Source organism: Rugamonas sp. GW822-FHT03B10 (genome assembly GCF_058801745.1).
Window position 1 is genome coordinate 594,126 of sequence record NZ_JBXANP010000001.1, and the last position, 26,360, is coordinate 620,485.

Annotated in this window: 21 protein-coding genes and 1 pseudogene; 11 read left to right on the forward strand and 11 right to left on the reverse strand. The window is 69.0% G+C overall.

Going from position 1 to position 26,360, the window contains the following annotated elements:
• Positions 1-104: 104 nt before the first annotated feature.
• Together queC and AC1RQG_RS02725 are read left to right on the forward strand one after the other, a co-directional pair.
• A complete protein-coding gene (queC, locus tag AC1RQG_RS02720) occupies positions 105-821 on the forward strand; it encodes a 7-cyano-7-deazaguanine synthase QueC (RefSeq protein WP_493128029.1) in 717 nt (238 codons plus the stop codon).
• 279 nt (positions 822-1,100) lie between these two features.
• Complete coding sequence (locus AC1RQG_RS02725) at positions 1,101-4,073, forward strand: CHASE domain-containing protein (protein WP_493128031.1); 2,973 nt, start codon at positions 1,101-1,103, stop codon at positions 4,071-4,073.
• Between the two features lie 99 nt (positions 4,074-4,172).
• Here the strand turns inward: AC1RQG_RS02725 and AC1RQG_RS02730 are convergent, their stop codons facing one another.
• Positions 4,173-4,550, reverse strand: coding sequence for a hypothetical protein (locus AC1RQG_RS02730; protein ID WP_493128033.1), 378 nt, complete (start codon positions 4,548-4,550; stop codon positions 4,173-4,175).
• A gap of 286 nt (positions 4,551-4,836) precedes the next feature.
• Here AC1RQG_RS02730 and AC1RQG_RS02735 point away from each other — a divergent pair, with 286 nt between their 5' ends.
• The 4 genes from AC1RQG_RS02735 (at position 4,837) to AC1RQG_RS02750 (ending at position 8,684) form a co-directional block, all read left to right on the forward strand.
• On the forward strand, positions 4,837-5,100 hold the full coding sequence (locus tag AC1RQG_RS02735; protein ID WP_493128035.1) for a hypothetical protein: 264 nt from the start codon (positions 4,837-4,839) through the stop codon (positions 5,098-5,100).
• Positions 5,101-5,274: 174 nt separating this feature from the next.
• Positions 5,275-5,769, forward strand: a complete 495-nt coding sequence (locus AC1RQG_RS02740; RefSeq protein ID WP_493128037.1) for a hypothetical protein — start codon at positions 5,275-5,277, stop codon at positions 5,767-5,769.
• A gap of 83 nt (positions 5,770-5,852) precedes the next feature.
• Positions 5,853-7,838: a GAF domain-containing sensor histidine kinase gene (locus AC1RQG_RS02745; protein ID WP_493128039.1), complete on the forward strand. Its 1,986-nt coding sequence runs from the start codon at positions 5,853-5,855 to the stop codon at positions 7,836-7,838.
• 213 nt (positions 7,839-8,051) lie between these two features.
• A complete protein-coding gene (locus AC1RQG_RS02750) occupies positions 8,052-8,684 on the forward strand; it encodes a nitrogen fixation protein NifQ (RefSeq protein ID WP_493128041.1) in 633 nt (210 codons plus the stop codon).
• A 19-nt stretch (positions 8,685-8,703) separates the two neighbouring features.
• Here AC1RQG_RS02750 and AC1RQG_RS02755 read toward each other — a convergent pair whose 3' ends face one another.
• Both AC1RQG_RS02755 and AC1RQG_RS02760 read right to left on the reverse strand, forming a co-directional pair.
• The gene (locus AC1RQG_RS02755; protein ID WP_493128042.1) at positions 8,704-10,209 is read right to left on the reverse strand and encodes an HD domain-containing phosphohydrolase; all 1,506 of its coding nucleotides are present in this window, start codon (positions 10,207-10,209) and stop codon (positions 8,704-8,706) included.
• Between the two features lie 367 nt (positions 10,210-10,576).
• Positions 10,577-12,538, reverse strand: coding sequence for a PhoX family protein (locus AC1RQG_RS02760; RefSeq protein ID WP_493128044.1), 1,962 nt, complete (start codon positions 12,536-12,538; stop codon positions 10,577-10,579).
• A 248-nt stretch (positions 12,539-12,786) separates the two neighbouring features.
• Between AC1RQG_RS02760 and AC1RQG_RS02765 the strand changes: the two genes are divergently transcribed.
• Positions 12,787-13,281: a DUF3016 domain-containing protein gene (locus AC1RQG_RS02765; RefSeq protein ID WP_493128046.1), complete on the forward strand. Its 495-nt coding sequence runs from the start codon at positions 12,787-12,789 to the stop codon at positions 13,279-13,281.
• A 55-nt stretch (positions 13,282-13,336) separates the two neighbouring features.
• On the opposite strand, the gene AC1RQG_RS02770 is transcribed toward AC1RQG_RS02765, so the two are convergent.
• From AC1RQG_RS02770 to AC1RQG_RS02785, 4 genes are all read right to left on the reverse strand, one after another.
• Positions 13,337-13,780 carry a thioesterase family protein gene (locus tag AC1RQG_RS02770; protein ID WP_493128048.1) on the reverse strand — a complete coding sequence of 148 codons (444 nt, stop codon included), beginning with the start codon at positions 13,778-13,780 and terminating at the stop codon, positions 13,337-13,339.
• Between the two features lie 11 nt (positions 13,781-13,791).
• A complete protein-coding gene (locus AC1RQG_RS02775; RefSeq protein ID WP_493128050.1) occupies positions 13,792-14,490 on the reverse strand; it encodes a dienelactone hydrolase family protein in 699 nt (232 codons plus the stop codon).
• A 54-nt stretch (positions 14,491-14,544) separates the two neighbouring features.
• Positions 14,545-17,466, reverse strand: coding sequence for a DUF6701 domain-containing protein (locus tag AC1RQG_RS02780; protein WP_493128052.1), 2,922 nt, complete (start codon positions 17,464-17,466; stop codon positions 14,545-14,547).
• Positions 17,467-17,556: 90 nt separating this feature from the next.
• On the reverse strand, positions 17,557-19,188 hold the full coding sequence (locus AC1RQG_RS02785) for a M28 family peptidase (RefSeq protein WP_493128054.1): 1,632 nt from the start codon (positions 19,186-19,188) through the stop codon (positions 17,557-17,559).
• 234 nt (positions 19,189-19,422) lie between these two features.
• Between AC1RQG_RS02785 and AC1RQG_RS02790 the strand changes: the two genes are divergently transcribed.
• From AC1RQG_RS02790 to AC1RQG_RS02805, 4 genes are all read left to right on the forward strand, one after another.
• Entirely contained in the window at positions 19,423-19,779 is a 357-nt protein-coding gene (locus AC1RQG_RS02790) for a hypothetical protein (RefSeq protein WP_493128056.1), read from the forward strand.
• A gap of 72 nt (positions 19,780-19,851) precedes the next feature.
• Positions 19,852-20,223, forward strand: a complete 372-nt coding sequence (locus AC1RQG_RS02795; RefSeq protein ID WP_493128058.1) for a hypothetical protein — start codon at positions 19,852-19,854, stop codon at positions 20,221-20,223.
• Positions 20,224-20,488: 265 nt separating this feature from the next.
• Positions 20,489-22,726: a DEAD/DEAH box helicase gene (locus tag AC1RQG_RS02800; protein WP_493128060.1), complete on the forward strand. Its 2,238-nt coding sequence runs from the start codon at positions 20,489-20,491 to the stop codon at positions 22,724-22,726.
• A 140-nt stretch (positions 22,727-22,866) separates the two neighbouring features.
• Complete coding sequence (locus tag AC1RQG_RS02805; protein ID WP_493128062.1) at positions 22,867-23,769, forward strand: alpha/beta hydrolase; 903 nt, start codon at positions 22,867-22,869, stop codon at positions 23,767-23,769.
• A 111-nt stretch (positions 23,770-23,880) separates the two neighbouring features.
• On the opposite strand, the gene AC1RQG_RS02810 is transcribed toward AC1RQG_RS02805, so the two are convergent.
• The 4 genes and pseudogenes from AC1RQG_RS02810 to AC1RQG_RS02825 form a co-directional block, all read right to left on the reverse strand.
• On the reverse strand, positions 23,881-24,258 hold the full coding sequence (locus AC1RQG_RS02810) for a nucleotide pyrophosphohydrolase (protein WP_493128230.1): 378 nt from the start codon (positions 24,256-24,258) through the stop codon (positions 23,881-23,883).
• Positions 24,259-24,309: 51 nt separating this feature from the next.
• Positions 24,310-24,690: pseudogene (locus AC1RQG_RS02815) on the reverse strand (GNAT family N-acetyltransferase); the annotation flags it as partial.
• Between the two features lie 5 nt (positions 24,691-24,695).
• Positions 24,696-25,148: a type 2 periplasmic-binding domain-containing protein gene (locus tag AC1RQG_RS02820; RefSeq protein ID WP_493128064.1), complete on the reverse strand. Its 453-nt coding sequence runs from the start codon at positions 25,146-25,148 to the stop codon at positions 24,696-24,698.
• 14 nt (positions 25,149-25,162) lie between these two features.
• Positions 25,163-26,350, reverse strand: a complete 1,188-nt coding sequence (locus AC1RQG_RS02825; RefSeq protein ID WP_493128066.1) for a hypothetical protein — start codon at positions 26,348-26,350, stop codon at positions 25,163-25,165.
• Between the last annotated feature and the right edge of the window lie 10 nt (positions 26,351-26,360).

Below are 26,360 nucleotides of genomic sequence, written 5' to 3' on the forward strand. Positions count from 1 at the left end.
ACTCCATCGGGATGTGCGCTATGCGCATGTTACCGGATTGCCTAAACCGATGGCGTACTTATAATGTTGCGTTCGACCACCGCAACACCGACTGAAAGACCGCAATGCTACCTACCGATACCGCCCTGGTGCTCTTTAGCGGCGGGCAAGACTCCACCACTTGCCTGGCCTGGGCCCTGCAGCACTACGCCCGGGTGGAAACCATCGGCTTCGACTACGGCCAGCGCCACGCCGTCGAGCTGACCGTGCGCCCGACCGTGCTGGCCAAACTGCGCGCCCACAACAGCGCCTGGGACGCCAAGCTGGGCGAGGACCACATGATCGACCTGTCGCTGATCTCGGCCATCTCGCAGACGGCCATGACGCACGACATCGCCATCGAGACCCAGGCCAACGGCCTGCCCAACACCTTCGTCCCCGGCCGCAACCTGCTGTTCATGACGGTGGCGGCCACGGTCGCCTACCGGCGCGGCCTGAGCGTGCTGGTGGGCGGCATGTGCGAGACCGATTTCTCCGGCTACCCCGACTGCCGCGACGACACCATGAAGGCGCTGCAGGTGGCGCTCAACCTGGGCATGGACAGCCGCTTCAAGCTGGAGACGCCGCTCATGTGGCGCGACAAGCGCCAGACCTGGGAGCTGGCGCACGAACTGGGCGGCGCGGCGCTGGTGGACCTGATCCGCGACGAGACCCACACCTGCTACCTCGGCGAGCGCGGCGCGCTGCACGACTGGGGTTACGGCTGCGGCACCTGCCCGGCCTGCGCGCTGCGCGCGCGCGGCTACCGCCAGTACGCGGGCACCGAGGCGCCGGCCGCCTGACCCGGCCCCGCGGCCGCCCGGCTTGCCCGGCCCCTCGGCCGCGCGGCTTGCCCGGGCCGCCCGGGCCGCCCGGGCCGGCCGTGCCGCCCGGCGCGCCGGCGCCGGCGCGTCCATTGTTGCTAGCACGCATGAAGTGCGTTGCATGGCGGCAGTCTCTCACGTACTATCGTCGCACGGACGGTGGCGGCCGCGGTCGTGGCCCAGCCTTGCCGGCGTGCCGTTCCCGCTTCCAACCTTAGGCGACGATCGCAGATGACCCCTCCCGCTCCCCGCGCTCCCATGGTCCGGTTGCTGCAGGCCTTGCTGCGGCCGGCCGTGCTGGCCGCCGTGATCCTGGCCGGCGGGCTGGTGCTGACGGCCGGCCTGTGGCGCGACGCCCGCGCCGACGCCGCGCGCGACGCCCAGACCGAGTTCGATTTCCGCGTGCGCGAGCTGGTCAACAGCATCGGCCAGCGCATGGACGCCTACCTGCAGGTGCTGTACGGCGTGCAGGGCCTGTTCGCCAGTTCCGATTATGTGGACCGCGCCGAGTTCCACCGTTTCCTCGAAGGGCAGGGGCTGGGCATGCACCTGCCCGGCGTCCATGGCGTCGGCTACATGCGGCTGGTGGCCGGGTCCCAGCGCGCGGCCCACGTGGCGGCCGTGCGCAGCGAGGGCTTCCCCGACTACGCGCTGTTCCCGCCCGGCGAACGCGAACAGTACGCGCCCGTCGTCTACCTGGAGCCGTTCAGCGGCAACAACCTGCTGGCCTTCGGTTTCGATTCCTGGTCCGAGCCCGTGCGGCGCGCCACGCTGGTGCAGGCGCGCGATTCGGGCCAGCCGGCCATGAGCGGGCGCATCCGCCTGCTGCAGGACGGCACCGGCGGCGGCCAGTCCGGCTTCCTCATCATGTTGCCCGATTACCACAGCCACATGCCGCGCGCCACGCTGGCCCAGCGCCGCGCCGCCATCCGGGGGTGGGTCTACGCGCCGTTCCGCATGGTCGAGGTGATGGCGGGGCTGGACCGGGGCCGCGGCCTGGGCCTGGAGGTGGAGATCTACGACGGCGAGGCCCACGACCCGGACGCGCTGATGTACGACAGCGCGCCCGGCCACGCGGCGTGGGGCCGCCAGACGGTGCAGAGCATGCGGCTGGCCGGCCACCGCTGGACGCTGCGCATCGGCGCCGCGCCGGCCACGGCCGGCGGGGTCGGCCGGCCGGCGCTGGTGGGCGGGGGCGGCGCGGCGCTGTCGGTGCTGCTGGCCGGGCTGGCCTGGCTGCTGGCGCGCAGCCGCAGCCAGGCCAAGCTGGCGCTGGCCGAGGCGCACCGGCTGGCCGGCGAGCTGCGCGACGGCGAGGCGTCGCTCAAGCAACTGGCCGGGCGGGCCCAGCGCAGCCAGGCCATGTTGCGCAGCATCCTCGACTCGACCGTGGACGGCATCCTCGTCGACAGCCTGGACGGCACCGTGTTCGATTCCAACCGCCGTTTCCGCGAACTGTGGAACCTGCCCGAGCAGCCCGACTGGCAGGCCGACGGCGCCGTGCTGCTGGCCCACATGGCCTCGCAGCTGGTCGGCGACGCGCCGCTGCGCCACGCGGGCGCGCCGGCCGGGGCGCAGGCGGGGGAGCGGCGCGGCCCGCACAGCACGCTGCTGTACACGCGCGACGGGCGCGTGATCGAGCAGGTCACGCGCAGCCTCGCGCTGGGCAGCGCGGCGGCGCGCCTGTGGTCGTTCCGCGACGTCACCGACGCCACCCGCAGCGCCCAGCGCGAACAGACCCGGCGCCAGGTGCTCGAACTGCTGGCCACGGGGGCGCCGCTGCCGGCCATCCTCGAGAGCGTGGTGCTGGGCGTGGAGGCCGACCATCCGGGCATGTTGTGCAGCATCCTGCTGCTCGACGAGGCCGGCGAGCACCTGCTGGTGGCGGCCGCGCCCAGCCTGCCGGCCTTCTTCAACGCGGCCGTGCACGGCATGTCGATCCACAGCGCCGAGGGCAGTTGCTGCCGCGCGGCCCGCACCGGCCAGCGCGTGATCGTCGAGGACATCGGCCGCGACCCGGCCTGGGCCGGCAACGCGGCGCTGGCCGCGCGCGCCGGGCTCGGCGCCTGCTGGTCCGACCCCATCGTCGGCGCCAACGGCAAGGTGCTGGGCACGTTCGCCATCTACCACCGCGAGCCGCACCGCCCGAGCCCGGACAACATCGCGCTGATCGAGCAGGCCTCGCGGCTGGCCGGCATCGCCATCGAGCAGGCGCGCGCCGCGCAGGCGCTGCGCGCGGGCGAGGCGCGCTTCCGCAGCCTGTACGACAACGCGCCCGTGGCCCTGTGGGAGCAGGACTGGTCGGCCGTGCGGGCGGCGCTGTCGGAGCTGGCCCTGCGCGGCGCCGAGGAGCCGGCCCGCTACCTGCAGGCCCACCCGGGCGAGCTGCGCCGGCTGGCCGGGCTGGTGCGCATCCTCGACGCCAACGGCGCCGCGCTGGCCCAGGTGGGGGCGGCGCCGGGCGGCAAGGATCTGGCCACGCTCAGCCTGGCCCAGTTGTTCGACGCCGACGCCATGCCGGCGTTCGCGCGGGCCGTGGCGGCGCTGGCCGGCGGCCAGCAACTGTTCGCCTGCGAGGGCAGCTTCCAGCGCCTCGACGGCAAGTCGCGCCTGAACGAGCTGACCCTGCTGGTGATGCCGGGCCACACGCTGAGCCTGGACTTCATCATCGTCTCGACGGTCGACATCACCGAGCGGCGCCGCATGAACGACGAGCTGCTGGTGCTGGCCACGACGGACTTCCTGACCGGCTTGCCGAACCGGCGCGAATTCATGCGCCAGCTCGACGCCGAGCAGGCCCGCTTGCAGCGCGACGTGGGCGGCTGCGCGGCCGTGCTGATGCTGGACCTGGATCTGTTCAAGCGCGTCAACGACGAGCACGGCCACGCCACCGGCGACGCCGTGCTGCGCCACCTGGCGTCGCTGATGCGCGACAGCCAGCGCAAGATCGACATGCTGGGCCGGGTGGGCGGCGAGGAGTTCGCCATCCTGCTGCCGGGCGCCGACCTGGACGCGGCCACCACCTTCGCCGAGCGGCTGCGCCAGCGCATCGCCGACACGCCGTTGCAGGTCAACGGCCAGCCGTTGCCGGTGACGGTGAGCGTGGGCATCGCCGCCCTCAGCGCGGCCGACAGCCAGGCCGACCAGGCGCTGATCCGGGCCGACCAGGCCCTGTACCGCGCCAAGCGGGGCGGGCGCAACCGGGTCGAGCGCATGCCGGCGGCGGCCTGAACAAGGGTGGCCGGCGCGGCGGTGGCGGCGTTAGCGCTGCGTTAGGGCCCGACCCTTGGGGCCGACCCCGGTTTGTTGCCTGGCGAGCGCCCGGAACGACTAGGCATGGACCGCGGCGTGCTTGCGGCTGCGGGCGGAGAACCACCAGAACAGGCCGACCGGGATCAGCAACGGCAGCAGCAGCGGCGAGATGGCCGCCACCAGCACCAGGGCCAGCATGGCCAGCCCCACCACCAGCAACACGCCGAGGCTGGCGAACAGCAGGCTCACGAACACGGCCGTGCAGGTGATGGCGATGGCGGCGATCATCATGCCGGCGCCGCCGAACAGCATGGCCAGCACGGCGCCCAGCGGGCCGTCGATCTCGTCGCCGTCCACGTTCACGTGCAGGTCGCCGGTGGCGAGCGCGTACCAGATGGCGGCCGCCAGCAGGGCCAGCACGGCGACGGGAATCAGTTTCTTGGCAGACAGGTTCATGGTGGTCCTCTTGGTCGGGTTGTGGTGGGCCCGGGCGCGGGGCGCGTCAGGCATGGTGCCACTGTAGGGCGGCGCGGCGCGCGGCGCCACGGGCTTGCGACAGAGCGTCGCTTTGGCGGGATGGACGGCCGTCGGACGGCGCTCAACAGTCGGCGCCCGGCCGCCGGCCGCCGCGCTTGACCGGGGTCAAGGCGCGGCGATGGCGGGGCGGCAAGGCGGCCGTTTTCCTTGAACTAATGTTATGCCTGCCTATACTGGAAGTCTGACCAGTCGTACGGAGGGCAACATGGCATGGCTAGAAATCAGCGAGGGTCAATCGATATCCTCGATTTGCAACCGGGCACAGCGCCAGCGTAGCGCACAGGAATGCTCGAACGGGCCCAAGGGGCCGCCGTCGGCGCCGCCCACGATACCACCGATCATTATCAATCCCTTCAGCTACCAGATGCCCGAACCGGCCATCGATCCGCGCGTGACGCCGTTGCGCCCGCCGATCACGCCGCCGGCCCGGCCCGCGCTGTCGTGCGCGGGCAAGCGCATGCGCGGCTGAAGCAGCCCGGATATCCCCGCAGGTGGCGTTACAGGGTCAGGCCGCATGGCCTGGTCCTGGTAGCTTGTCGCGCCCACGCGCGCGCGGGCGGGGCGGCGGCGCGGCCGCGCGGCTGCGGACACGGCCGATTTCGACTATCATGACGGCCCCGTACTTAGCCGCGAGCCGCCCGCCATGCCCACCGACGCCCCCGATTTCCACGAACCCGAAGACGCCCTGGTCCAGGAGGCCCGCGTCTGGCAAGGCAATGGCTGGACGGCGCGGGTGATCAAGAACGAGGAGGACGAGGGCTGGGCCGTGGCCATGATCAAGGACGGCGAGCCGGAACCGGCGCTGGTGGGCCCGTGGACCATGGGCCGCGACAAGAAGAACCCCAAGCCGCTGGACGTGAACGCCTTCAACACCTTGGTCAAGACGGCCAACGAGGTGCTGCGCCGCCACGAGCAGCAATTGCACGCGCAGTTGCACAAGAGCGTGTTTGTCAGCACCGACGCCGGCCAGCTCAAGGTCAACCTCGACATCGTGCCGGACGAGGACGATCCCTACGCCACCCTGAGCGCGTGGGATGGCTACGGCGAGCAACTGGCCAGCGTGCGCGTGGCGCCGACCTTCAAGCTGACCGTGGCCAGCGCCGAGGCCTGGATCGCCAACGACTACCGCCGGCCGTGACCTGAGCGGCGAAGATTGCTGGCCCAACCGCCGGGCGACCTGCTAGTATTTCCTGTGTGCATTTACAAACGTGGGAAAAACCGATGGAAAGTCGCCTCACCCGGCTGGAAGCCGTGCAAACCATGCTGCTCGAGATCGGGCGGCTGTCTAGCCGTTGCACCAATGTCACGGAATTCCTGGAGGGGGTGCACACGGCGCTGGGCCGCATCATGTACGCCGCCAATTTCTTCGTCGCCCTGACCGACCAGGGCGGCGACGACGACAAGATGGTGCGCTTCGTTTATTTCGTCGACGAGGCCGACGCCGCGCCCGACCGCGACACCTGGTTCCCGCTGGCCTCGCCCGAGCAGTCGCCCACGGCCTGGGTGATCCTGCACGGCACGCCGCTGGTGATGACGGCCGAACAGGCCATCTCCAAATCGTTCGACGGCAGCACCTGGGGCGTGGGCACCACGGCCGAGCACTGGATGGGCTGCCCGCTGCTGGACCAGAACCACGCGGCGCTGGGCGCCGTCGTGATCCAGAGCTACGACAAGGAGCACACCTTCAGCGCCGAGGACCAGGCGCTGTTCGAACTGATCGCCGGCAGCGTGTCGAGCGCGCTGCAAGGCTTGCAGAGCGTGGACCGGCTGGAGCGGGCGGTGCGCGAGCGCACGGCCCTGCTGGCGCACGAGGTGGCCGAGCGGCGCCGCGCCGAGAGCATCCAGCACGCGCTGTACCAGCTGGCCGACCTGTCGGCCAACACGGTCGACGGCGCCACGCTGAACCGCCGCCTGCACGAGATCATCGGCGAGCTGGTGCCGGCCCGCAATTTCCTGATGGCGCTCTACCATCCTGACCGGCACGAGATGACCGTCCCGTACTTCGTCGACGAGAAGGATGCGCAGGCGCCCGTCAAGCGCTTCGCCTACGGGCAGGGCATGAGTTCCTACGTGCTGCAGCAGCGCCAGGCCGTGCTGCTGGACGGGCCCGGCTACGCGGCGCTGGTGGCCAGCGGCGAACTGAAGGAGCCGATGGGCAGCGTCGAGATCGCCAGCTGGATGGGCGCGCCCATGCTGCTGGGCGAGAAGATCTACGGCGTGATCATCGTGCAAAGCTACGATCCGGCCGTCGTCTACACCCAGGCCGAGCTCGACATCCTCGCCTTCATGGCCAACCACGTGGCCGTGGCCATCGCCCGCATGCAGGCCGACCGCGCCATCCGCAAGGCCAAGGAGGCGCTGGAGGAGCAGAACGCGGCCTTGAATTCGGCCCTGACGGCCCTGCGGGAGGCGCAGTCGGAACTGGTGCGCCAGGAGAAGCTGGCCTCGCTGGGCCGGCTGGTGGCCGGCGTGGCGCACGAGATCAACACCCCGCTCGGCATCTGCGTGACGGCCACCAGCCACCTGGTGCAGGAGCTCAAGCTCACGCGCGAGGACCTGGCGGCCGGCGCGCTCGACGAGGAGGGTTTGAACAGCTTCTTCGACATCGTCGACCAGTCGCTGCGCATCATGACCACCAACACCCAGCGCGCGGCGGCGCTGGTGCGCAGCTTCAAGCAGGTGGCCGTGGACCAGTCGTCCGACGAGATCCGCTCGTTCAACCTGCGCAAATACCTCGACGAGGTGCTGCTGTCGCTGCAGCCCAAGCTCAAGGGCAAGCAGGTGGCGGTGGAGATCGACTGCGCGCCCGACATCCACATGGAGAGCTTCCCCGGCGCCGTGTCGCAGATCGTCACCAACATGGTGGTCAACTCGCTGGTGCACGGCTATGGCGAGGGCCAGCAGGGCAAGATCCGCATCACGGGCAGGCTGGAGGACGACCACGTGCTGTTCGATTATAGCGACGACGGCATCGGCATGGACAACACCACGCTGAGCCAGTTGTTCGACCCGTTCTTCACCACCAAGCGCGGCTCCGGCGGCAGCGGGCTGGGCGCGCACATCCTGTACAACCTGGTGACGGGGCCGCTCGGCGGCACGGTCAAGGTGGTGAGCGCGCCGGGCATGGGCCTGCACTACAAGCTGCGCTTCCCGCGCACGCGCCGCAAGCAGGGGCCGGCGGAACTGGCCGAGGCGGAACCGGCCTGACATGGGCGCGCGCATATAGCGCGGCGGTGGCGGCAGGCGCTGGCGTGTTGTTTATTTGATTGTGTTCACAATTGCAAGCTTCACAATTCGCACGAAATGTGTGGCAAGTATATTAAGATTGTGAAACGCCTCTGATACGCGCTCGCGTATATGGAGCGACCACAATAAAGGAGACACCATGACCTCACGCGCCAGCGCGCAGCGGGCCGCGCCATGACGGGAGCCATCCCCTTCGTGGCGGCCGTGCTGTTGCCGACCGTCGATCCTGCCGAGCCCGGCTACCCTGCCGATGCCGCCGATGCCGCCGATGCCGCCGATGCCGCCGCATCCGCCACCGCCGCCACCGCCCCTGCCGTCGCGCGGAAGCCGGAGCCGCTGCTGCTGGCCGCGCTGGCCGGCGTGCTGCGCAGCGCCCGCGACGGCGATCTGCCGTTGTTCGTGCGCACGCTGGGCATGCCGCAAGCGTCGCTGCTGCGGATGGCCGGCTGCTGCTTTCCCGCGCTCGACTATCACGAGCCCATCCCCGAGCGCAAATACGCGGCGCTGCTGGCGTGCGCGCCGCCCGAATTCCACCGGCTGCACGCGCTGCTGATGGCGCAGCGCGGCGTCGACGCCGACCCGTGCCATGCCGACTGGCTGGCGCGCGCGCTGGCGGCCGCCTGCCTGGGACAGCGTTTCCTGTGGCAAGACCTGGGCTTGACGGGGCGCGAGGAACTGGAGGCGCTGCTGCGCCGCTATTTCGGGCCGCTGCACGTGCGCAACGGCGGACGCGGCCAATGGAAGCACTTCCTGATGCACGAGCTGGGCGCGGCGCCGGCCATCCGGCTGGGCGCCGGCATGGTGTGAACCGGGCGCCGGCGCGGCCCTAGTCGGGGAAGCGCTCGTTGATGGCCAGCGCCTTGTCGATGTTCTTGCACAGCAGTTCGACATAGACCGGGTCCAGGTGCTGGCCGGCCACCTCGCGCAGGTGGGCCACCACCTGCTCCACCGGCCACGCCTCCTTGTAGCAGCGCTTGTGCATGAGGGCGTCGAACACGTCGGCCACGGCCACGATGCGCGCGTACAGGTGGATGGCCTCGCCCTTCAGGCCCTGCGGGTAGCCGCTGCCGTCGTATTTCTCGTGGTGCTGGTGGGCGATCACGGCGGCCGCCTTGAGGATGGGGCGCTGCGAGCCGTCCAGGATCGACAGGCCGACGGCCGGGTGCTGCTTCATGATCTCCCATTCGGCCGCGTCGAGCTTGCCCGGCTTGAGCAGCACGGCGTCCGGGGTGGCGATCTTGCCGATGTCGTGCATCGGCGCGGCGTGGCGCAGCACGGCCGTCTCGTCGTCCGACATGCCGGCCGCCGTGGCCAGCAGGTGGCAGATCTCGGACATGCGGCGCACGTGGTTGCCGGCCTCGTTCGAGCGCGACTCGACCACGTCGCCCAGGCGCAGGATCAGCTCGGCCTGGGTGTCGGTGATCTCCTGCGTGAGCAGGATGTTGTCGAACGCGATCGCCACGCCCGAGCAGAACACTTCCAGCAGCTTGGCGTCGATCTCGGAGATCTCCTCCACGCCCTTGAGCACCAGCAGCGAGGCCTTGCCGCTGGCGTTGGGGAAGTAGCCGACGTAGACGTCGCCCTGCACGCGCGAGATCTTGTTGCTCTCGGCCTCGTCGAGCTGGGCCAGCACCTCGGGGCTCAGGATGGCGCCGTCGTCGTCGCCGATCTGGGCCAGGATCTCGTATTCATGTTCGCCGCCGATGGCGGTGGCGCCGCGCAGGCGCAGCAGCATGCTGTTCTCGAGCCGCAGCAGGGCCACCACCTGCTGCAGCAGGCCGTTGGCGAAGTCCTTGAGGTTGCGCTGCTGGAAGATGTGGGCCGAGGCCGCGATCACCCGCTCCAGCCCCTCGCGGTAGTTGAGCTGGGCGCGGCGCGCCTCCTCCACCTTCATGATGTCGCGGTAGGCGCGCAGCGCGGCGAAGGTGGTGGTGAACAGCTTGGTGCGGTCGAGCTCGGTCTTTTCCTTGTAGTCGTTGATGTCGTAGTTGACGATCACGCGCTCCTCGGGCGCCTGGCCCGGCTGGCCGGTGCGCAGCACGATGCGGGTGAACTGGTTGTCGAGGTCCTCGCGCATCCAGCGCGCCACCTCCAGGCCCGAATCCTCGCGCTCCATCACCACGTCGAGGAACACCAGCGCGATGTCGGATTCGCGCGCCAGCACCTGCTTGGCCTCGGCGCCGCTGTAGGCGTGCACGAAGGCCAGGCCGCGGCCTTCGAGCCGGAAGCGCGACAGGGTCAGCTTGGTGATGTCATGGATATCGGGCTCGTCGTCCACCAGCAGGATTTTCCAGGGAGGCAACTTGGGCGACGCAGTAGACAGGAAAGACATAAGAACGAGTTCCGCAAAATGACACAAAGACTCAATACCAAAGGCGCAGCCTATAGGGCGTTTTCACTGCAGGCAAAACTTCGCGGTGTGCATTTTCCGGGCACACTTTTTCGATTGTAGTCCCAAGCCGTCGTTATTAACAACAAGCAATAATGTTTCCTGCCGTCCAAACAACATCCGGTGCCGGGCGCGGGGGATGTGGCGGCGTTCCCGGCCACGCCCCGGCGCGCTATGCAGACCAGACATTACTTCATTTTTAGCAATATTGCTATCTCCGCGCAAATAAAAAACCGGGGTCAGGTCATGTCGTCACACAACTTGCGTGACGGCATGACCTGACCCCGGTTTGAGGGGGGCGGCGGGCCGCTTAGCTCAGCACGGGCAGGCCGGTCAGGTAGCCGACGGCCGCGCCGAAGCGGTCGCGGTAGTTGGCGCGGATCAGCGGATCGAGCGTGGGCATCACCTTCGAATGCAGGCCCGTCAGGTTGCCGGCCGCGTCCTTGCCCACCTCCCAGTCACCGGGGTGCTGGAAGTTGCTCATGATGTAGGCGAAGCCGTTGATGTCGTCGACCGCGTGCAGCCCGGTCGACTCGGCGCCGGCCGGCGTCGACAGCAGCCGCGTCAGCGTCTTGCTGTCGACGTTGTAGGCCCACAGGAAGTTGTTCACGTGCAGGCCGCTGTCCTCGCCGATGAACAGCGTGCGCAGCTTCTCCGAGAACTTGATGTTGTCGGGGTTGGCCACCTTGTCCGGGTTGGCCAGGTTGCCCAGCGCGTCCGGCGTGGCCAGGTCCTCGCCCACCAGGGCCGGCACGGCGGCCATGTCGACCGGCACCCAGTCGCTGTCGATGGCCGCGCCGGTCGTGTCCTTCTGGCCGCCCTTGAGGTTCAGGCCGTACACGATGCCGGCGCTGGGGCCGGTCACCTTGACGCCGCCCGAGCCATCCTTCATGGCGCCGTTGATGTAGCTCATGGCCGAATAGGCGATCTTGTCCTTGGCGTTGACGGTGGTGCCCTCCATCTTGGTGAAGCCCATGCTGCCGCCCTTGAGCGCGGCGTAGCGGTGGGTCTCCAGGAACGCGGCCGCCTTGTCCATGCCCGCCATCAGCTTGACCCAGTTCTTCTTGCCGCTGTACGGGATCTGGGTGTAGCTGGCGTCGGCCGGGTCGGCGGTCTTGACGGCCATGATGTCGGCCGCCTTGAGCGTGTCGGCCAGCGCCTTGATCTCGGCGCTGGTGGCGCTGCCGAGCTTGATCCAGCTGAGGTCGGCCGAGCCGCCGTTGTCGGCCGTCTTCTGGGCCCACTTGGCCACGTACAGCGTGCCCGACGACAGGTCGCGCGCGCGGTCGGCCACGAACATGAACAGGCCGCCGTTGGTGGCGTCGTCGCCCATCAGCGCGGTGCGCTCGTCGGGCATCACCTGCACCAGCTCGTGCGACAGGCGGCCCATGCAGTAGTGCTTCTTGATGCTGGCCGTGCCGTCCGGGTTGACCGTGACCTCGGGCAGGTGGCCGTAGTGGTAGGGGTTGGCCTTGGCGGCGTCGCCGAACAGGTTGCTGCTGAAGGCGGCGAACTGGCTGTTGGTCGCGATGCTGGTGGCGTCGGGCTCGTACTCCTCGCTCGACAGGTGGGTGTTCCACGGCGAGCGGCTGGCGCCGCAGGTGATCCACAGGCCGTTCACGGCGCTGGTGTCGACGTTGTGGTATTTGACCAGCGACAGCGCGCCGGTGGTCTTGTCCTGGTCCAGCGTCAGCACGGCGATCGGCGACGGCAGCATGCCGTACATGGAGGCGCCGGCCACGTTGCGCGTGGTGTACTCGAACTGCACCACGGCGAACACGGTGTTGCCCTTCACGCCGGGCACGGTGGGCGCGTCCAGCTTGAGCAGCGAGGTGCCGTCCGGGCAGTCGGAGAAGAACTGGCGCTGGCCGGCGTCGGTCTTGTCGACGATCGGTTTGTTGTTGATGTCGTAGTAGCCGCCGGCCAGGATGGTGCCGCCGCTGCCGTTGGGCACCATGGCGCCGGTGATGAAGAAGGTCTGGTACTGGAGCGTGTAGCTGCGCTTGCTGCCGTCGCTGTAGCTGGCCTGCAGGGCCGAGCCGACCGTGGTGGTGGCCATCTTGGCCGCGTCGGCCAGGGCCGGGGCCGGCATGCCGGAGAAGGTGACGGTGCTCAGGGTGGCGGTGGGCGGCACGGCGGCCGCGTCGGCGGACGAACCGCCGCAGGCCGACAGCAGCGCGGAGGCGCCACCGGCGCCGGCCAGCGGCAGCAGCGGCGCGCTGGACAGGAATTGCAGCAGACGGCGGCGGGACAGATCGGGGGATTCGAGCATGAAAAACATCCTGTAATGGTGAAACCGGGGTTGAGCCATTCCACGTGCCGCCCGGCGCGGCCCGGCGGCATCATGCGGGGCGGTGGCGCGCCTCCATGTGCGGCATCTTAGTTTTCCGATATGACGGGCGCGTGACATTGGTAACAATGTTGTGCAATGCGTACCCGCCGGCATCAAACGCGCTATAGTGAAATGGTGTTGAAGTCAGGCGGCGCGGCCGCCTTCCCCGTCTGAAAGGAACCACGATCATGCGTACCCGTTACCATCTGCTGGCCGCCGGGGCGCTGGCGCTGGCCGCCTGCGGCGCCGCGCTGGCGGAGGTGAGCGTCAGCTACGTCAAGCCTGAACAGTTCAGCGACGTGCCGTATGGCGTGCGCGAACGCGAGCATGTGATGAAGGAGCTGACGGCCCACTTCACCGAACTGGGCAAGCGGCTGCCGGCCGGCCAGAACCTGAAGGTGGAGGTGCTCGATGTGGATCTGGCGGGCTGGGTCTATCCGCGCCGCTGGGGGCCGGACGACATCCGCGTGCTGCGCGGCGGCGCCGACTGGCCCCATATGCATCTGCGCTTCACGCTGGAGCAGGACGGCAAGGTGCTGCGCAGCGGCGACCGCGAACTGGCCAACATGATGTACCAGGACCGCATGAACCGCTACCCGAGCGACGACGCGCTGCGCTACGAAAAGCAGATGCTCGACGACTGGTTCGGGAAGGAATTCGGGCCGGCCAAGAAGGCCGGCTAGCGGCCGGCTTGCGGCCGGCCGGGCAAGCCCGGCGGCGCGCCAAGGCAGGCCGGCGTCAGGGCAGGCGGTTGACCTGCGGGAAGCGGGCCAGGAAGGCCTCCGGCATGGGCGCCACCTTGCTGGCCGGGTAGTTGAAGAACACGAAGCCGTATTTGGCCATGGCCACCAGCGCCGCGTCGCGCGGGCGCGTGACGCGGAAGATGATGTCGCCGCCGTACTTGTTGAAATCCATCACCCCCACCTCGAACAGCAGCTGGTCGCGCGCGTGCGCCTCGGCCCGGTAGGTGGTGGCCAGGTCGGTGATGATGATGCCGGTGCCGTCCGGCTGCACTTCCGGCACGCCGGCGTCGTACAGGAAGCGGGCGCGCGCCTCGGACAGCATGGAGATCATCGAGTCGTTGCCCAGGTGGTTGGCGCCGTTGATGTCGGTCACGCGCACGGTGAGCTGGGTCGAATAGCAGAACAGGTGGTCGGGGAAGTCGAGGACGAGGCGGGCCATGCGGGTTCCTGTTAAAGATGTTCGCCCAGGAACACCAGCGTGTTGCCGTGGGCCTGGGCCGCCGCGCGCTGCTGGTAGCTGGCGCGGTGGTTGCAGTTGAAGCCGTGCTGGGCCTGGTCGTAGACGTGGATCTCCACCGCGTCGTTGTCGTCGAACGCGTTGGCGACGCGGGCCACGGCGTCGGCCGGGATGTGGGCGTCGAGCGCGCCGAAGTGCAGCTGCAGCGGGATGCTGATTTGTCTGGCGCGCGCCAGCGCGTTCTGGATGCCGCCGCCGTAGTAGGCCACGGCCACGTCCACCAGGCCGTTGGCGGCCGTGTGGTAGGCCAGCAGGCCGCCGTAGCAGTAACCGACCGCGCCCAGCTTGCCCTGCACGCCGGGCAGCGCGCGCAGCGTGCGCACGGCGCGGCCGACGTCCTGCTGGGCCAGTTCCACGTCGGTCGCGTTCTTCAGCGCCACGGCGCGCTGCCAGTCCGCGTCGTCGTAGCCGAGTTCGATGCGCGGCCCGTGGCGCCAGAACAGGTCGGGCGCCAGCACCACGTAGCCGTCGGCCGCGTACTGGTCGGCGACGTTGCGGATGTGGCTGTTGACGCCGAAGATCTCCTGCAGCAGCACGATGCCGGGCCCGCTGCCGCCGCGCGGCCGCGCCAGATAGGCGCCGAAGCGCTCGGCGCCGTCCTCGATGTCGATCCAGCTGGAAGTGGTGTCCATGGTGGCTCCCGTGGGGTGGAAAGCGGACATGCTACCGCAGATCGCCGCGCACCGTCAGTACACTTCGCGCAGGTAGACCACGGGGCCGGCCCGGTACACGCCGAACGTGGCGCGGCCCGTGGTGCTGGGCAGGTAGGGAATCGCTTGCGTGCCGCTCTTGCTCAGCGTGATGTCGACGGCGCCGCTGCGGCCCGGCGCGGCCACCGTGAACTTGCCCGCGCCACTGGCGAAGGTGAGGTTGCCGTTGGCCAGCGTGAACGCGACGGCGCAGGTGTTGCTGCCGCTGTTGGCCAGGTTCTTCTGGCAATTGCTGAACGTCAGCTTGCCCGCCAGCCCGACGACGGGCGTGGCGTTGGCGTAGGCCGCCGTGTTGACCCAGCCTATCGTGGCGCCGGCCGGCGTGGCGCCGCCCCAATACTGGGCCTGCACGCCCACGGGCATGGGCAGCGCCTCCGAGCCGTAGCTGTTGGCCACCAGCAGCCGGCCGCTGACCACGCTCACCAGCGCCTCGTTGGTGGAAGCGCCGCGCAGCGAGGTGGCGAGGTCCGCGTCGGTGGCGCGCAGCCAGATGTTGGTCGGTGGCGCCAGCTTGTCCGGCGTGGCCGGGTAGCCGTTGGCGAACTGGTAGGCCGGCAGGTAGGCCGGATCGGCCGTGGCCGCGCCCATGCTGAAGCGCGCGGCCGTCACGGCCTTCACGGCGGTCTGGCCGAGACCGTTGCCGGCCGGGGTGGTGGGCGGATTCTGGTTGGCCGCGCCGCTGGCGCCCAGGCCGTTGTAGGCGGCCAGCGTGACATCCCTGGCGTACGCGCCTTGGTAATTCTGCGTGACGGGGCCGCTCTTGCTGTAGGCCGTCACGCGCAGGTCGAACGGCTGGGCCGCGAACACGAACTTGCCGCCCACGTTGGGCGCCGGGCAGGGGTTGGCGATCGCGGCGTTGCTGACGACCGCGGGGCAGGTCATGGGCACGGCGCCGTTGAGGGCCGTGTCGAAATGGTCGGGGATGAAGCGGCCGATGTTGACGCTGCCCGTCACGCCCAAGGTGGAATTGAGATAGCCGTTCGGGTTGGCCAGCGCGGCGGCGAAGTTGATGATGCCCACTTCATCCCAGCGCATGGGCGTTGGCGGCGTGGGGCTTTGCGTCGAGGCCACGCCGTTGACCATGGCGGGCAGGCTGCCGCCCACGGCCACCATGCGTCCGCCCGCCGGCGCCACCAGCGACTGGGCCAGTGTGTAGCTTTCCGCGGGCGACTCGTTGCCGAAATTTGCCGTCACGGCGTTGGCCGAATTGAGGGCTTCCAGTTTGGTGTTGAAGTCCTGGCCGGCGCCGATGAACACGGGACCTGTGTCGTTGGTCGCGGCCGGATTGGCCGCGCCGTTGCTGGCAGCGGTGACGGTGAAGCGGAAGCTGGCCGGCGCGGCGGTGAAGCTGGCGGCGCCCGCCAGCACCAGACCGGCGTAGGGACCGCTGGGCGGGATCAGCTTGGCATTCAGCGTCATGCGGCCGGCGTCGGCGTATTGCAGCGTGGCGCTGGCCGTGCCGGTGGCGTCGAACGGCAGGCTGACGGTGGCGCCGCCGGCGCTGCAGCTGGACGTGGCGCTGCCGGCCAGCGGCACGCCGCTCACCCGCGCCGGCACGGTGCCGCTGGCAGGGTTGTTGTAGCTGCAGCTGAAGTTGACGTTGTGCGTGACGTTGGCCAGCAACGGCACGCACACGTTGCCGCCGCTGCCGGCCTTGAGCGCGCGCAGCGTGAAGCCCTGCGCCTGCTCGGCGCGGTGGTTGGGGATGGTGAAGCTGAAGCCGGCGTCGGCGAACAGCATGGTGCAGCTGCTGCTGCCGGTCGCCGTGTTGTAGCAGGCGTTGGCGTTGTTGGCCTCGGCCGCGCTGGCCGACAGCGTGGCGTTGCCGGCCGTCGTCTGCTGCACGGTGCCGCTGCCGCTGCCGCCCGTGATGGTGACGGTCTGGCCGCCCGGCGTCAGCGTCACGTCGACGGGATCGGTGTAGTAGGCCGAGCAGGCGGCGTCGGCGCAGGCCGTGATGGAGACGGTCTGCGGCTCGCAGGTCAGGGCGCTGCCGGGGTGGCTGATCAGGATGTGGTCGAGGTCGGTGACGGTGCCACCGCCCCCGGTATGGTTGCACGCGCCGGGATTGCCCTTGCCCTTGCCGGTGGCGCAGCTGTTGCCGCCGCCGGTGCAGGTGATGGTCCCGCCGACGTCGCCCTGGGCGCCGATGTTGATGGCGTTGACGGCCGCGTCGCCGCTGATGTAGGCGCAGGCGTTCTGCAGCACCACGTTATGGGCCGCCAAGTCGCCCCAGACGGTGCCGTGGTTGTCGATGTCCACGTCACCGCTGGCGTTGACGCTGCCCTTGAGGCTCGATTGCTTGGCAACGTACAGCGTGCCGGTCTGCACGCTGGCCACCACGTCGGTGTGCATGGCGGTGCTGATGCTGGCGGCCGTCACCAGGCCCGTCACGCGCAGGCTGGACTGGAACGCGAGATCGCCGGCGGCCGTGACGGTGCCGTGGATCACGGCACCGTCGCTGTTGTTGATGGCGATGGTGGCGGCGCTGATGTTGATGGTGGGGCTGGCCGCGCCGATGCGCAGCGCCAGGCTGCCGCCCACCGTCAGGCTGCCGCCGCTCATGGCCAGGTTGCTGGTGGCCAGCGCGAGGGAGCCGGCCACTCGCAGACTGGCGCTGCCGTCCATGGTCACGGTCTGTCCCGCCCCGATGCTGGCCGAACCGTTGATGACGACCGTATAACCGTCGGCGACGGCGATGTTGTTGGTGCCCGGCAGCGTATTGCAGCTATAGGTGCTGCTGGGGGCGTCGAAGCTGCAGCCGGCAACAGGGCCGCCGTTGTAGTTGTCGGTGGCGGCGTGGGCGGCGCCGGCCAGCGACAGCGCGGCCAGCAGCAGCGCCGGGCGCAGCGCCTGAAGCAGCGCGCGCGGCACGACGCGGGACAGGAATGGGGGCATGGTGGAATCGGGTGGACGGGCCTGCCCAGATTATAGGCCGATTCCAACCGTTGCCCTGTGGCATTTACAACACGGCCGCCCTCGTTGACCTCAGCGCTTGACCTTGCCGAACGCGTCGCCCGCCTTCCAGCTGGGCATGGCGCTGCCGTTGGCCAGCGCGTAGCCGAGATTGAGCGTGAACTGGGCTTGCTGCACCATGCCCGACAAGTCCCAGTCCGCATGGTATTCGTCGCTGACCTGATGGTAGTCCTTCTTGAACGCCACCATCTTTGCGCTGGCCGCCTCCTGATCGCGCGCGAACTCGAAGTAGCCGTCGCCCGAGAACACGGCCGAACCCACATTGAAGGCGGGCACGCCGGCCTTGGCGAAGTTGAAGTGGTCGGCGCGGAAGTAGGCGCCCGACAGGTCGGGCACGGACGGCGCCAGCTTGAGCCCCATCTTGCGCGCCACCTGCGCGGCCGTGTCGATCAGCGAGCTGCGCTCGGCGCCGGCCACGCCGATGTCGCGCGTGGTGCCGACGAAGTTCATGCTGTCCAGATTGAGGTCGGCCAGCGTTTTGTTCAGTGGCCACAGCGGCTGCTGCACATAGGCCGCGCTGCCCAGCAAGCCCTGTTCCTCGGCCGCCGGCCACAGGAAGATCTGGCTGCGGCGGGCCGGGTGCTTGACCGCCTCGGCCGCCATCGCCAGCAGCGCCGCGCTGCCCGAGGCGTTGTCGATCGCGCCGTTCCAGATATGGTCGGTGGGCTCGTCGCGGCGCGCCCCTTCGTCCATGCCCAGATGGTCCCAGTGGGCCGAGTAGATCACGGCTTCGGCCTTCAACTTCGGATCGGTGCCCGGCACCACGCCGGCCACGTTGAACTGTTCGACCTGACGGATCGCGCTGCGCACTTCCGCGTGCACCTTGATGTTCAGGTCCACCGGCGCGAAGGCGCGCGTTTCGGCGCGCGCGCGCAACGCGTCCAGATCCTGCCCGGCGGCGGCGAACAGGGCGCGCGCCGTGTCCTCCTGCAGCCAGCCTTCGACCGGATTGCCGGCGCCGGCCAGGTGGAAACGCTCGTGGCTGAAGCCATTGGCCGGCACGCTCCATGGATAGGAGGCCGAAGGTGTGGTGTGAATCAGCAGCACCCCGGCCGCGCCCTGGCGCACGGCCTCCTCGTACTTGTACAGCCAGCGGCCATAGTAGGTGTAGGCCTTGCCGGCGAAGCGGTTCGGCTCCTCGGCCGTCGGCTGCGGGTCGTTGACCATCATGACCAGCACCTTGCCTTTGAGGTCGGCGCCCTTGTAATCGTCCCAGTGTTCCTCCTCGGCGCGCACGCCGTAGCCGACGAACACCAGCGGCGCATCGAACTGCACCTCGCTCTTGCCGCTGGCCGTGCCGAACACGATCTCGGAGCCGATGGCCGGCGTGATCACCTGCAGGCCCGTGTCGAAGCGCAGCGCGCTGCCTTCCAGCAGCTTGCTGCCTTCGATGCGCACCGGCTGGCGGTAGCCGGCGCCGGCCAGCGGTTTGAGGCCGATGATGGCCGCCTGCGTCTCCAGATAGCGCACCGCCAGGTCGCCGCCGCGCTGGCCCGTGCCGCGCCCTTCCAGCAGATCGTCGGCCAGGAACGCCAGGTGGGCGCGCAGCGGCGCTTCGCTGACCACCGGCTGCTGCGGTTGGGCGTGGGTGACGGACGATGCCAGAACAAGTCCGGCGGCGATGGCGAACGGGGTAAGACGCATGGCGACTCCAGCGTGATGTTGAATATGGGCTGTCATCTTACTGCATAGTCGGCGCGGCGATGCTCGCGGCGCGGCGGGCAGGGGGAGTGTATCCGTTGCGGGGCCGGTTGTAAGCGAATGTAAGACTCGGTAAGAGGTTGTAATGCCCGTCAACTGGACCGTAGCGGGCCCCGTTTTCTGCTCAGTGACACGGGAATTGTCCCGGTGCCGAAAACCAGAAAAGGATTACACATCATGACCAAAATCATCGCTTCCCTGATCGCCGGCCTGTTCGCTACCGCTGCATTCGCACAAGCGCCCACCGCCAGCGCCACCACCGCCGCCGTCAGCGCGCCAGTCGCGGTGAAAGCCGAAGCGAAAGACAGCAAGGCCGCCGTCAAGGCCGAAGTCAAGGAAACCAAGGCCGCCGCCAAGACCGAAGCGAAGGTCGAGAAGGCTGATGCCAAGGCCGCCAAGACCGAAGTGAAGACGGAAGCCAAGGTTGAAAAAACCAAGGAAACCAAAGAACACAAGAAGGCAGAAGAAGGCAAGGCCAAACCCGCCGCGGAAGCAGGCAAGGTGGCCGGCAAGGAAGCTGTCATCACCAAGTAATCAGCACCGGATACGCACGCAGCACCACACCGACACATTACGCACACTGAACTGTTTTAAAGGATGACCACCATGAGCAAAATTCTCTCCGCCCTGATCGCTACCCTGTTCGCCACCGCCGCTTTCGCACAGGCTCCCGCACCCGCCGCCGCCGGCGCCACGGTCAGCAGCGCACCCGTCGCCGCCAAGGTAGCCACCAAGGAAGCCAAGCCCGCCGCCGTCAAAGCGGAAGCCAAGGAGACCAAGGTGAGCGCTGCCACCGGCGAAGGCACGGAAGGCGCCAAGACCGAGGCCAAGGAAGGCAAGGAAGCCAAGGTCAAAGCGCATCACCACAAGGCCACGAAAGCCGCCAAGGCCAAGACCGAAAACAAAGAGGCGGCCAAGGTGAGCGAGTCGTCGCCGGCACCGGCTGCCGCACCGGAAGCGAAAGTGGCGACGAAATAATCCACACCGTATTGTCGTGATGAAGGACAGGGTTTGCGCCCTGTCCTTTTTTTTTCATCCGCCCTGATGCCGCGCGAGCGCGCAAGCAAGGGCGATTGGGGACCGCTGTTCTGCCGTCCAACTTTTAGTACGCTTTCTAAAGGTGGCATTCCGGCGTCGTCATCCGAAAAATCATCCAATTCAGTCCGGATTGCCGGGAGGGAGTAAACTACGCACCAATTTCTTTCGCAATTAGGCGATTCGAACAATTTTTGTGAGTGACGCCATGTCTGCATCCCCATCCCCCATCGCCAATTTCTCCGACCTGAACCTGAGCGCTCCGCTGCTCAAGGCGCTGAACGACGTTGGCTACGAGTCGCCATCGCCGATCCAGGCCGCGACCATCCCCCTGCTGCTCGATAACCAGGACGTGCTGGGCCAGGCCCAGACCGGCACCGGCAAGACGGCCGCCTTCGCGCTGCCCATCCTGGCGCGCATCGACATCAAGCAGACCACGCCGCAAGCACTGGTGCTGGCGCCCACGCGCGAACTGGCGATCCAGGTCGCCGAGGCGTTCCAGACCTACGCCAGCCACATCCCCGGCTTCCACGTGCTGCCCATCTACGGCGGTCAGAGCTACGGCCCGCAGCTGTCGGCGTTGCGTCGCGGCGTCCACGTGGTGGTGGGCACGCCCGGCCGCGTGATCGACCATCTGGACAAAGGCTCGCTCGACCTGTCCAAGCTGAAGACGCTGGTGCTGGACGAAGCCGACGAAATGCTGCGCATGGGCTTCATCGACGACGTCGAACGCATCCTGCAGGAGACGCCCGAAACGCGCCAGACGGCGCTGTTCTCGGCCACCATGCCGTCCGCCATCCGCCGCATCGCCAACACCTACCTGCGCCAGCCCAAGGAAGTGACGGTGGCCGCCAAGACCGGCACCAACGAGAACATCCGCCAGCGCTACTGGCTGGTGAGCGGCATGCACAAGCTCGACGCGCTGACCCGCATCCTGGAGGCGGAGAACTTCGACGGCATGATCGTCTTCTCGCGCACCAAGCTCGGCACCGAGGAACTGGCCACCAAGCTGCAGGCGCGCGGCTTCTCGGCCGCCGCCATCAACGGCGACATCCAGCAGGCGCAGCGCGAGCGCACCATCCAGATGCTCAAGGACGGCAAGATCGACATCCTGGTCGCCACCGACGTCGCCGCGCGCGGCCTGGACGTGGAGCGCATCAGCCACGTGGTCAACTACGACGTCCCGCACGACCCGGAAAGCTACACCCACCGCATCGGCCGCACCGGCCGCGCCGGCCGCACCGGCGAGGCGATCCTGTTCATCACGCCGCGCGAAAAGAACCTGCTCAAATCGATCGAACGCGCCACGCGCCAGCCGATCGGCATGCTCGAACTGCCGACCATCCAGGCCGTGAACGACGTGCGCATCGCCAAGTTCAAGGAACAGATCACGGAAACGCTGGCGCAGGGCGAGCTGGAACAGTTCCAGAGCCTGATCGAGGACTACGAGCAGGAGCACAACATCCCCGCCGTCGAAATCGCGGCCGCGCTGGCCAAGATGGCGCGCGGGAACGTGCCGCTGCTGCTCGATAAGAAGCAGCTGACCACCTCGTGGGAAGAACGCCCCGCGCGCGCGGCCAGCTTCGACCGACCCGAGCGCGGCGAACGCCCCGAGCGTGGCGAACGCAGCGACCGTTTCCCGAAAAAGGAGCGCATCGTGCGCGCCGCCGATCCCGGCATGCAGACCTACCGCATCGCGGTCGGCTACCAGCACGGCGTCAAGCCGGGCAACATCGTCGGCGCCATCGCCAACGAGGGCGGTGTCGATTCCAAGTTCATCGGCCGCATCGAGATCTACGACGACTACAGCGTGCTCGATATGCCCGACGATCTGCCGGCCGACACGCTGGAGCACCTGGCCTCGATCAAGGTGGCGGGCCAGCAGCTGCGCATCTGCCGCGACGATGGCGGCGTGACGCCGGCCGCCGCCGCGAAGGCCGCACCAGCCGCACCTGCCGCACCGGCAGCGTCCGCGGCACCGGCCGCCGCCGCGAAGAAGGCTTCGCCGTTGGCCAAGGCCGCACAAGTGGCGCCGGACGAACTGGAAGCGGCGCCGGCCAAAAAGAAAAAGGAAAAGCCGGGCAAGGTGCAGATTCCGATGAGCGCCTTCCGCATCGAAGTGGGCAGCAATAACGCCGCCACGCCGAGCAATATCGTGGGCGCCATCGCCAACGAGGCGGGCCTGGAGGCCAAATTCATCGGCCGCATCGAGGTGTTCGACACCTACAGCATGCTGGAGCTGCCGGCCGGTATGCCGGACGACATCTTCCAGCACCTGGGCAAAGTGTGGGTGGGCGGCGCGCAACTGCGCATCAGCCACGCCGACCGCATGCCGCCGGAATCGGGCAAATCGACCCCGCCCAAGAAGCCGGTGCCGGGCGCCAAAGGCGACAAGTTCAAGGCCAAGCCGGGCGCCAAGGGCGCCAAGTCCCCCAAGGGCTACTGAGCGCGCAAGGTGTGACATGAACTGAACGACAGGGCCTGCGGGCCCTGTTTTTTTTTGGTGGCGCCACCGTCGCCGCGAATGCGTGTAGCATGCCGCTCAACTATCCGGTTTGTACAACCTGACGTCGAGAGGATGGCAGCATGTTGAAACAAATAAGCGAGCGTCTGATGGCCGGTGCCACGAGCCCCGCGCCCGGCGGCGCGCAACCAGCGCCGATGACGCTGGACGATTACCTGGCCCTGCACGGCAGGGCGCCCGATCTGCGCGTCGACTATGGCGGCGCGCCGTCCCAGTTCGCGGAACTGTTCGTGCCGCAGGGCGCGGGCCCGTTCCCCGTGGTGGCCCTGATCCACGGCGGCTGTTGGACCGTGCAGTACGGCGGCATCACGCAGATGCGCGACATGGCCACGACGCTGGCGCTTCAGGGTATCGCCGTCTGGAACATCGAATACCGCTGCCACGACCAACCGGGCGGTGGCTACCCAGGCATGTACCAGGACGTGGCGCAGGCGCTGGACCTGCTGCGCACACTGGCCGCGCCCCATAGGCTGGATCTGGCGCGTGTGGCGCTGGTCGGTCATTCGGCCGGCGGCCATCTGGCGCAATGGGCCGCCGCGCGCGCGCGCCTGCCGTGCGGCAGTCCGCTGTTCGTGGACGATCCGCTGCCGGTGCCGGTCGTGATCAGTCTGGGCGGGCTGGCCGATCTGCGCAACGAGGCCGCGCTGATCAAGTGCAGCTGCGAGCGCGACACGGCGCAACTGGCCGGCCGGCCCAGCGCGGCGCGGCCGGACGTGTTCGCCGACACGTCGCCGGCCGAACTGCTGCCATGCGGCGTGCGCACGGTGCTGATCCACGGCGAGTTCGACACCATCTCGCCGCTGCGGGCCGGCGAGGATTACGCGCGCCGCGCCCGTGCGGCCGGCGACGCGGCGGAAGTGGTCGTGCTGCCCGGTGGCAGCCATTACGATGAGGTGTCGGCCGGTTCGCCGTGCTGGCCCATCGTGTGCGGCCAGATCCGCGAGGCGCTGGGGATGGCGGCGTAGCGCCGCTGCCCGCGCGGGCGGGTCCCCCGCATCGCCTATTTTCATGCGGAGGATGGGTTCCCGCCTGCGCGGGAAGTCGCCCCGGGGGAGCAATGACGTGCGGGGTGGACCTCAGTAGTCCGAGTACTTGCGCGCGTCGCCGCGCACGCGGTCGGCCGGGTATTTGCGGCGGTTCAGTTCCATCTTCTCGCGCAGGGCGGCCGCCAGGTCCACGTTGGTCTTGTCGGCCAGCTGGATCACGTAGGCCAGCACGTCGGCCAGCTCGTGGCGGATGCCGGTGCGCTTTTGCTCGTCCAGCTCCGCGTCCGCGCCCGTGGGCAGCCACTGGAAGTGCTCGACCAGTTCCGCCACCTCCACCGACAGCGCCATGGCCAGATTCTTCGGCGTGTGGAACTGCTCCCAGTCGCGCTCGCGCGCGAACGCGCGCAGGTCGTCGCGCAGGGCCGTCAGGTCGTCGGCCCGCGCGGCGCCGGCCAGCGGCTTTTCCATGAACACGCTGAGCGGATCGTCGGGATAATCGCCATACGGCGCGCAGCGGCGGAAGCCGTGGCGCGCGTACAGGGCCAGCGCCGGCGGCTGGCACGGCCCCGTCTCCAGCGTCATGCGCGGACAGCCGGCCGCCCGCGCCGCGTCCTCCAGCATGCGCAGCAGGCGCCCGGCCGCGCCCCGGCCACGCGATCCGGGCCGCAGGTACATGCGTTTGATTTCGCCGTAGTCGGGCGTCAGCACCACGGCGCCGCAGCCGACGGCCGCGCCGGCGTCGTCGCGCACGACGGCGAACTTCACGTGCGGCTGCTTGAGCGTGGCCAGGTCCAGCGCGTACACGCTTTCGGGCGGATAGAGCGTGAGGTGGTAGGCGTCGAGTTCGGCGATCAGGGCGATCACGGCCGGCTGGTCCGGCGATTCAAAGGTGATGTGCATGCCCGCTAGTGTATCGACAGCACGGCCCGCACGCTAGGGTCCAGCGCGCTGCGGTCGATGTAGCCGACCAGATTCGGATTGTCGGCCACCAGCCGGCGGATGGCCGCGTTGTCGCCCGATTCCACGGGCGGCTGGCCGCGTCCCGTGAACAGCATGCGGGCCCAGTGCGCCTTCATCTGGGCCGGCGCCTTGCCGCTGGCCCTCAGGTAGAAGGTGTCGCGCACGGGCGAGCCTTCGCTCTGGTCGATCGGCACCGCGTGCAGGCCGTTGGGGAAGTCGGCCGACTTGCCGAGGAACAGATCGGCCGCCTGTTCGCCGCTGAGCGTCCTGAGGGGATTTTTGGCCGAGACGATCACCACCACTTCGGCGCGGCAGCCGGCGCCGGCCAGCAGGGCGCCGGCCAGCAGCAGGTGCACGATGCGCAGCCGGCGAAGGAGGGCGGGGACGGGCTTGTGCATGATGGGCCTCGTCGTCAGAAGATGAAGTCGGCCAGCGCGCTGACCACGTTGACCTGGCCGCCGCGCGGCGTGCCCGGCGCCACGCTTTGCAGCGTGCCGTAGGAGCCGGCGCCCAGGTGCAGCTGGTCCCACTGCAGCTTGAAGTCGAGATTGCGCGCCGCGTCCCAGCGCACGCCGGCCGCGTAGGTGTGCTGGGCGATCGGCGCGGCGCCCGTGTCCGACAGCGGCTTGAGGGCCGACACGGTGGCGTACGGCGTCAGGTTGCCGACGCGGACCCCGGCGTTCACATACCAGGCCGCGCGCACGGCCTCGATGCCCTTGGCGTCGTAGTTGGTCACGCGCACCCACTCGGCCGACGTGAACCAGTCGCCCGGATCCCACGCCGCGCCCAGCGACATGAAGCGTCCGCGCTGCGGGTTCTGGTTGTCCACGTCGCGCTGCTGGTAGGCCGCGTGCAGCGTCAGCGGGCCGTGTTCGAGCGTGTCGAACACGCCCGTCACGGCGCTGGAATGGACGTCGACGCCGCGCGTGTTGGTGACGGTGCGCTTGCCGTACAGGATGCTGGTGGTGTTGCTGGTGTCGCCGCTGCGCACGCGGTACGACGCGTCCACGCCGTCGCTCTCCTTGAGCGCCAGCAGGCGGTACACCTCGATCGGCGGCCGGGCCGTGACGTTGCTGTAGCCGACCCGGCGCGAGTCGGACGCCAGGAAGCTGGCCAGCGCGATGCGCCCGGCCCGCACGCTCAGGTTGGGCGTGATCGAATATTTGAGGTTGGCCCAGTTGATGAACGGCTGGTAGCTGTTGTTCCAGCGGTACTCGGACAGCACCTGCACCACCGCCTGCAGCTGCGGCGTGAAGTTGGCCGTGAACTGCACGCCGAGCCGGCTGTCGACGTCGCTGCTCCACTGGTGGTTGCGGCCCGTGCCCTGCGGCTGCAGGTTGTCGAACACATAGTCGGCGCCGTGCTGGTCCGAGTGCGCGTAGCCGAACGTGCCGAAGCCGTTCACCGACAGCAGCGGCCGCGCCGGGTCGGCCGGCGCGGGGCCGGCGGCGGTGGCGGCGGTGGCCGCCGGCGCAGGGCCGGCGTCGTCAGGGCCGGTGGCGCCGGCGGCCGGTTCGCCGGCGTGCGCGGCGCCGGCCAGCGACAGCAGCAGGGCGGCCAGGGCCGGTGTCTGGGGCGGGACGGCGAAGTGCTGGGACATCCGGGCTCCG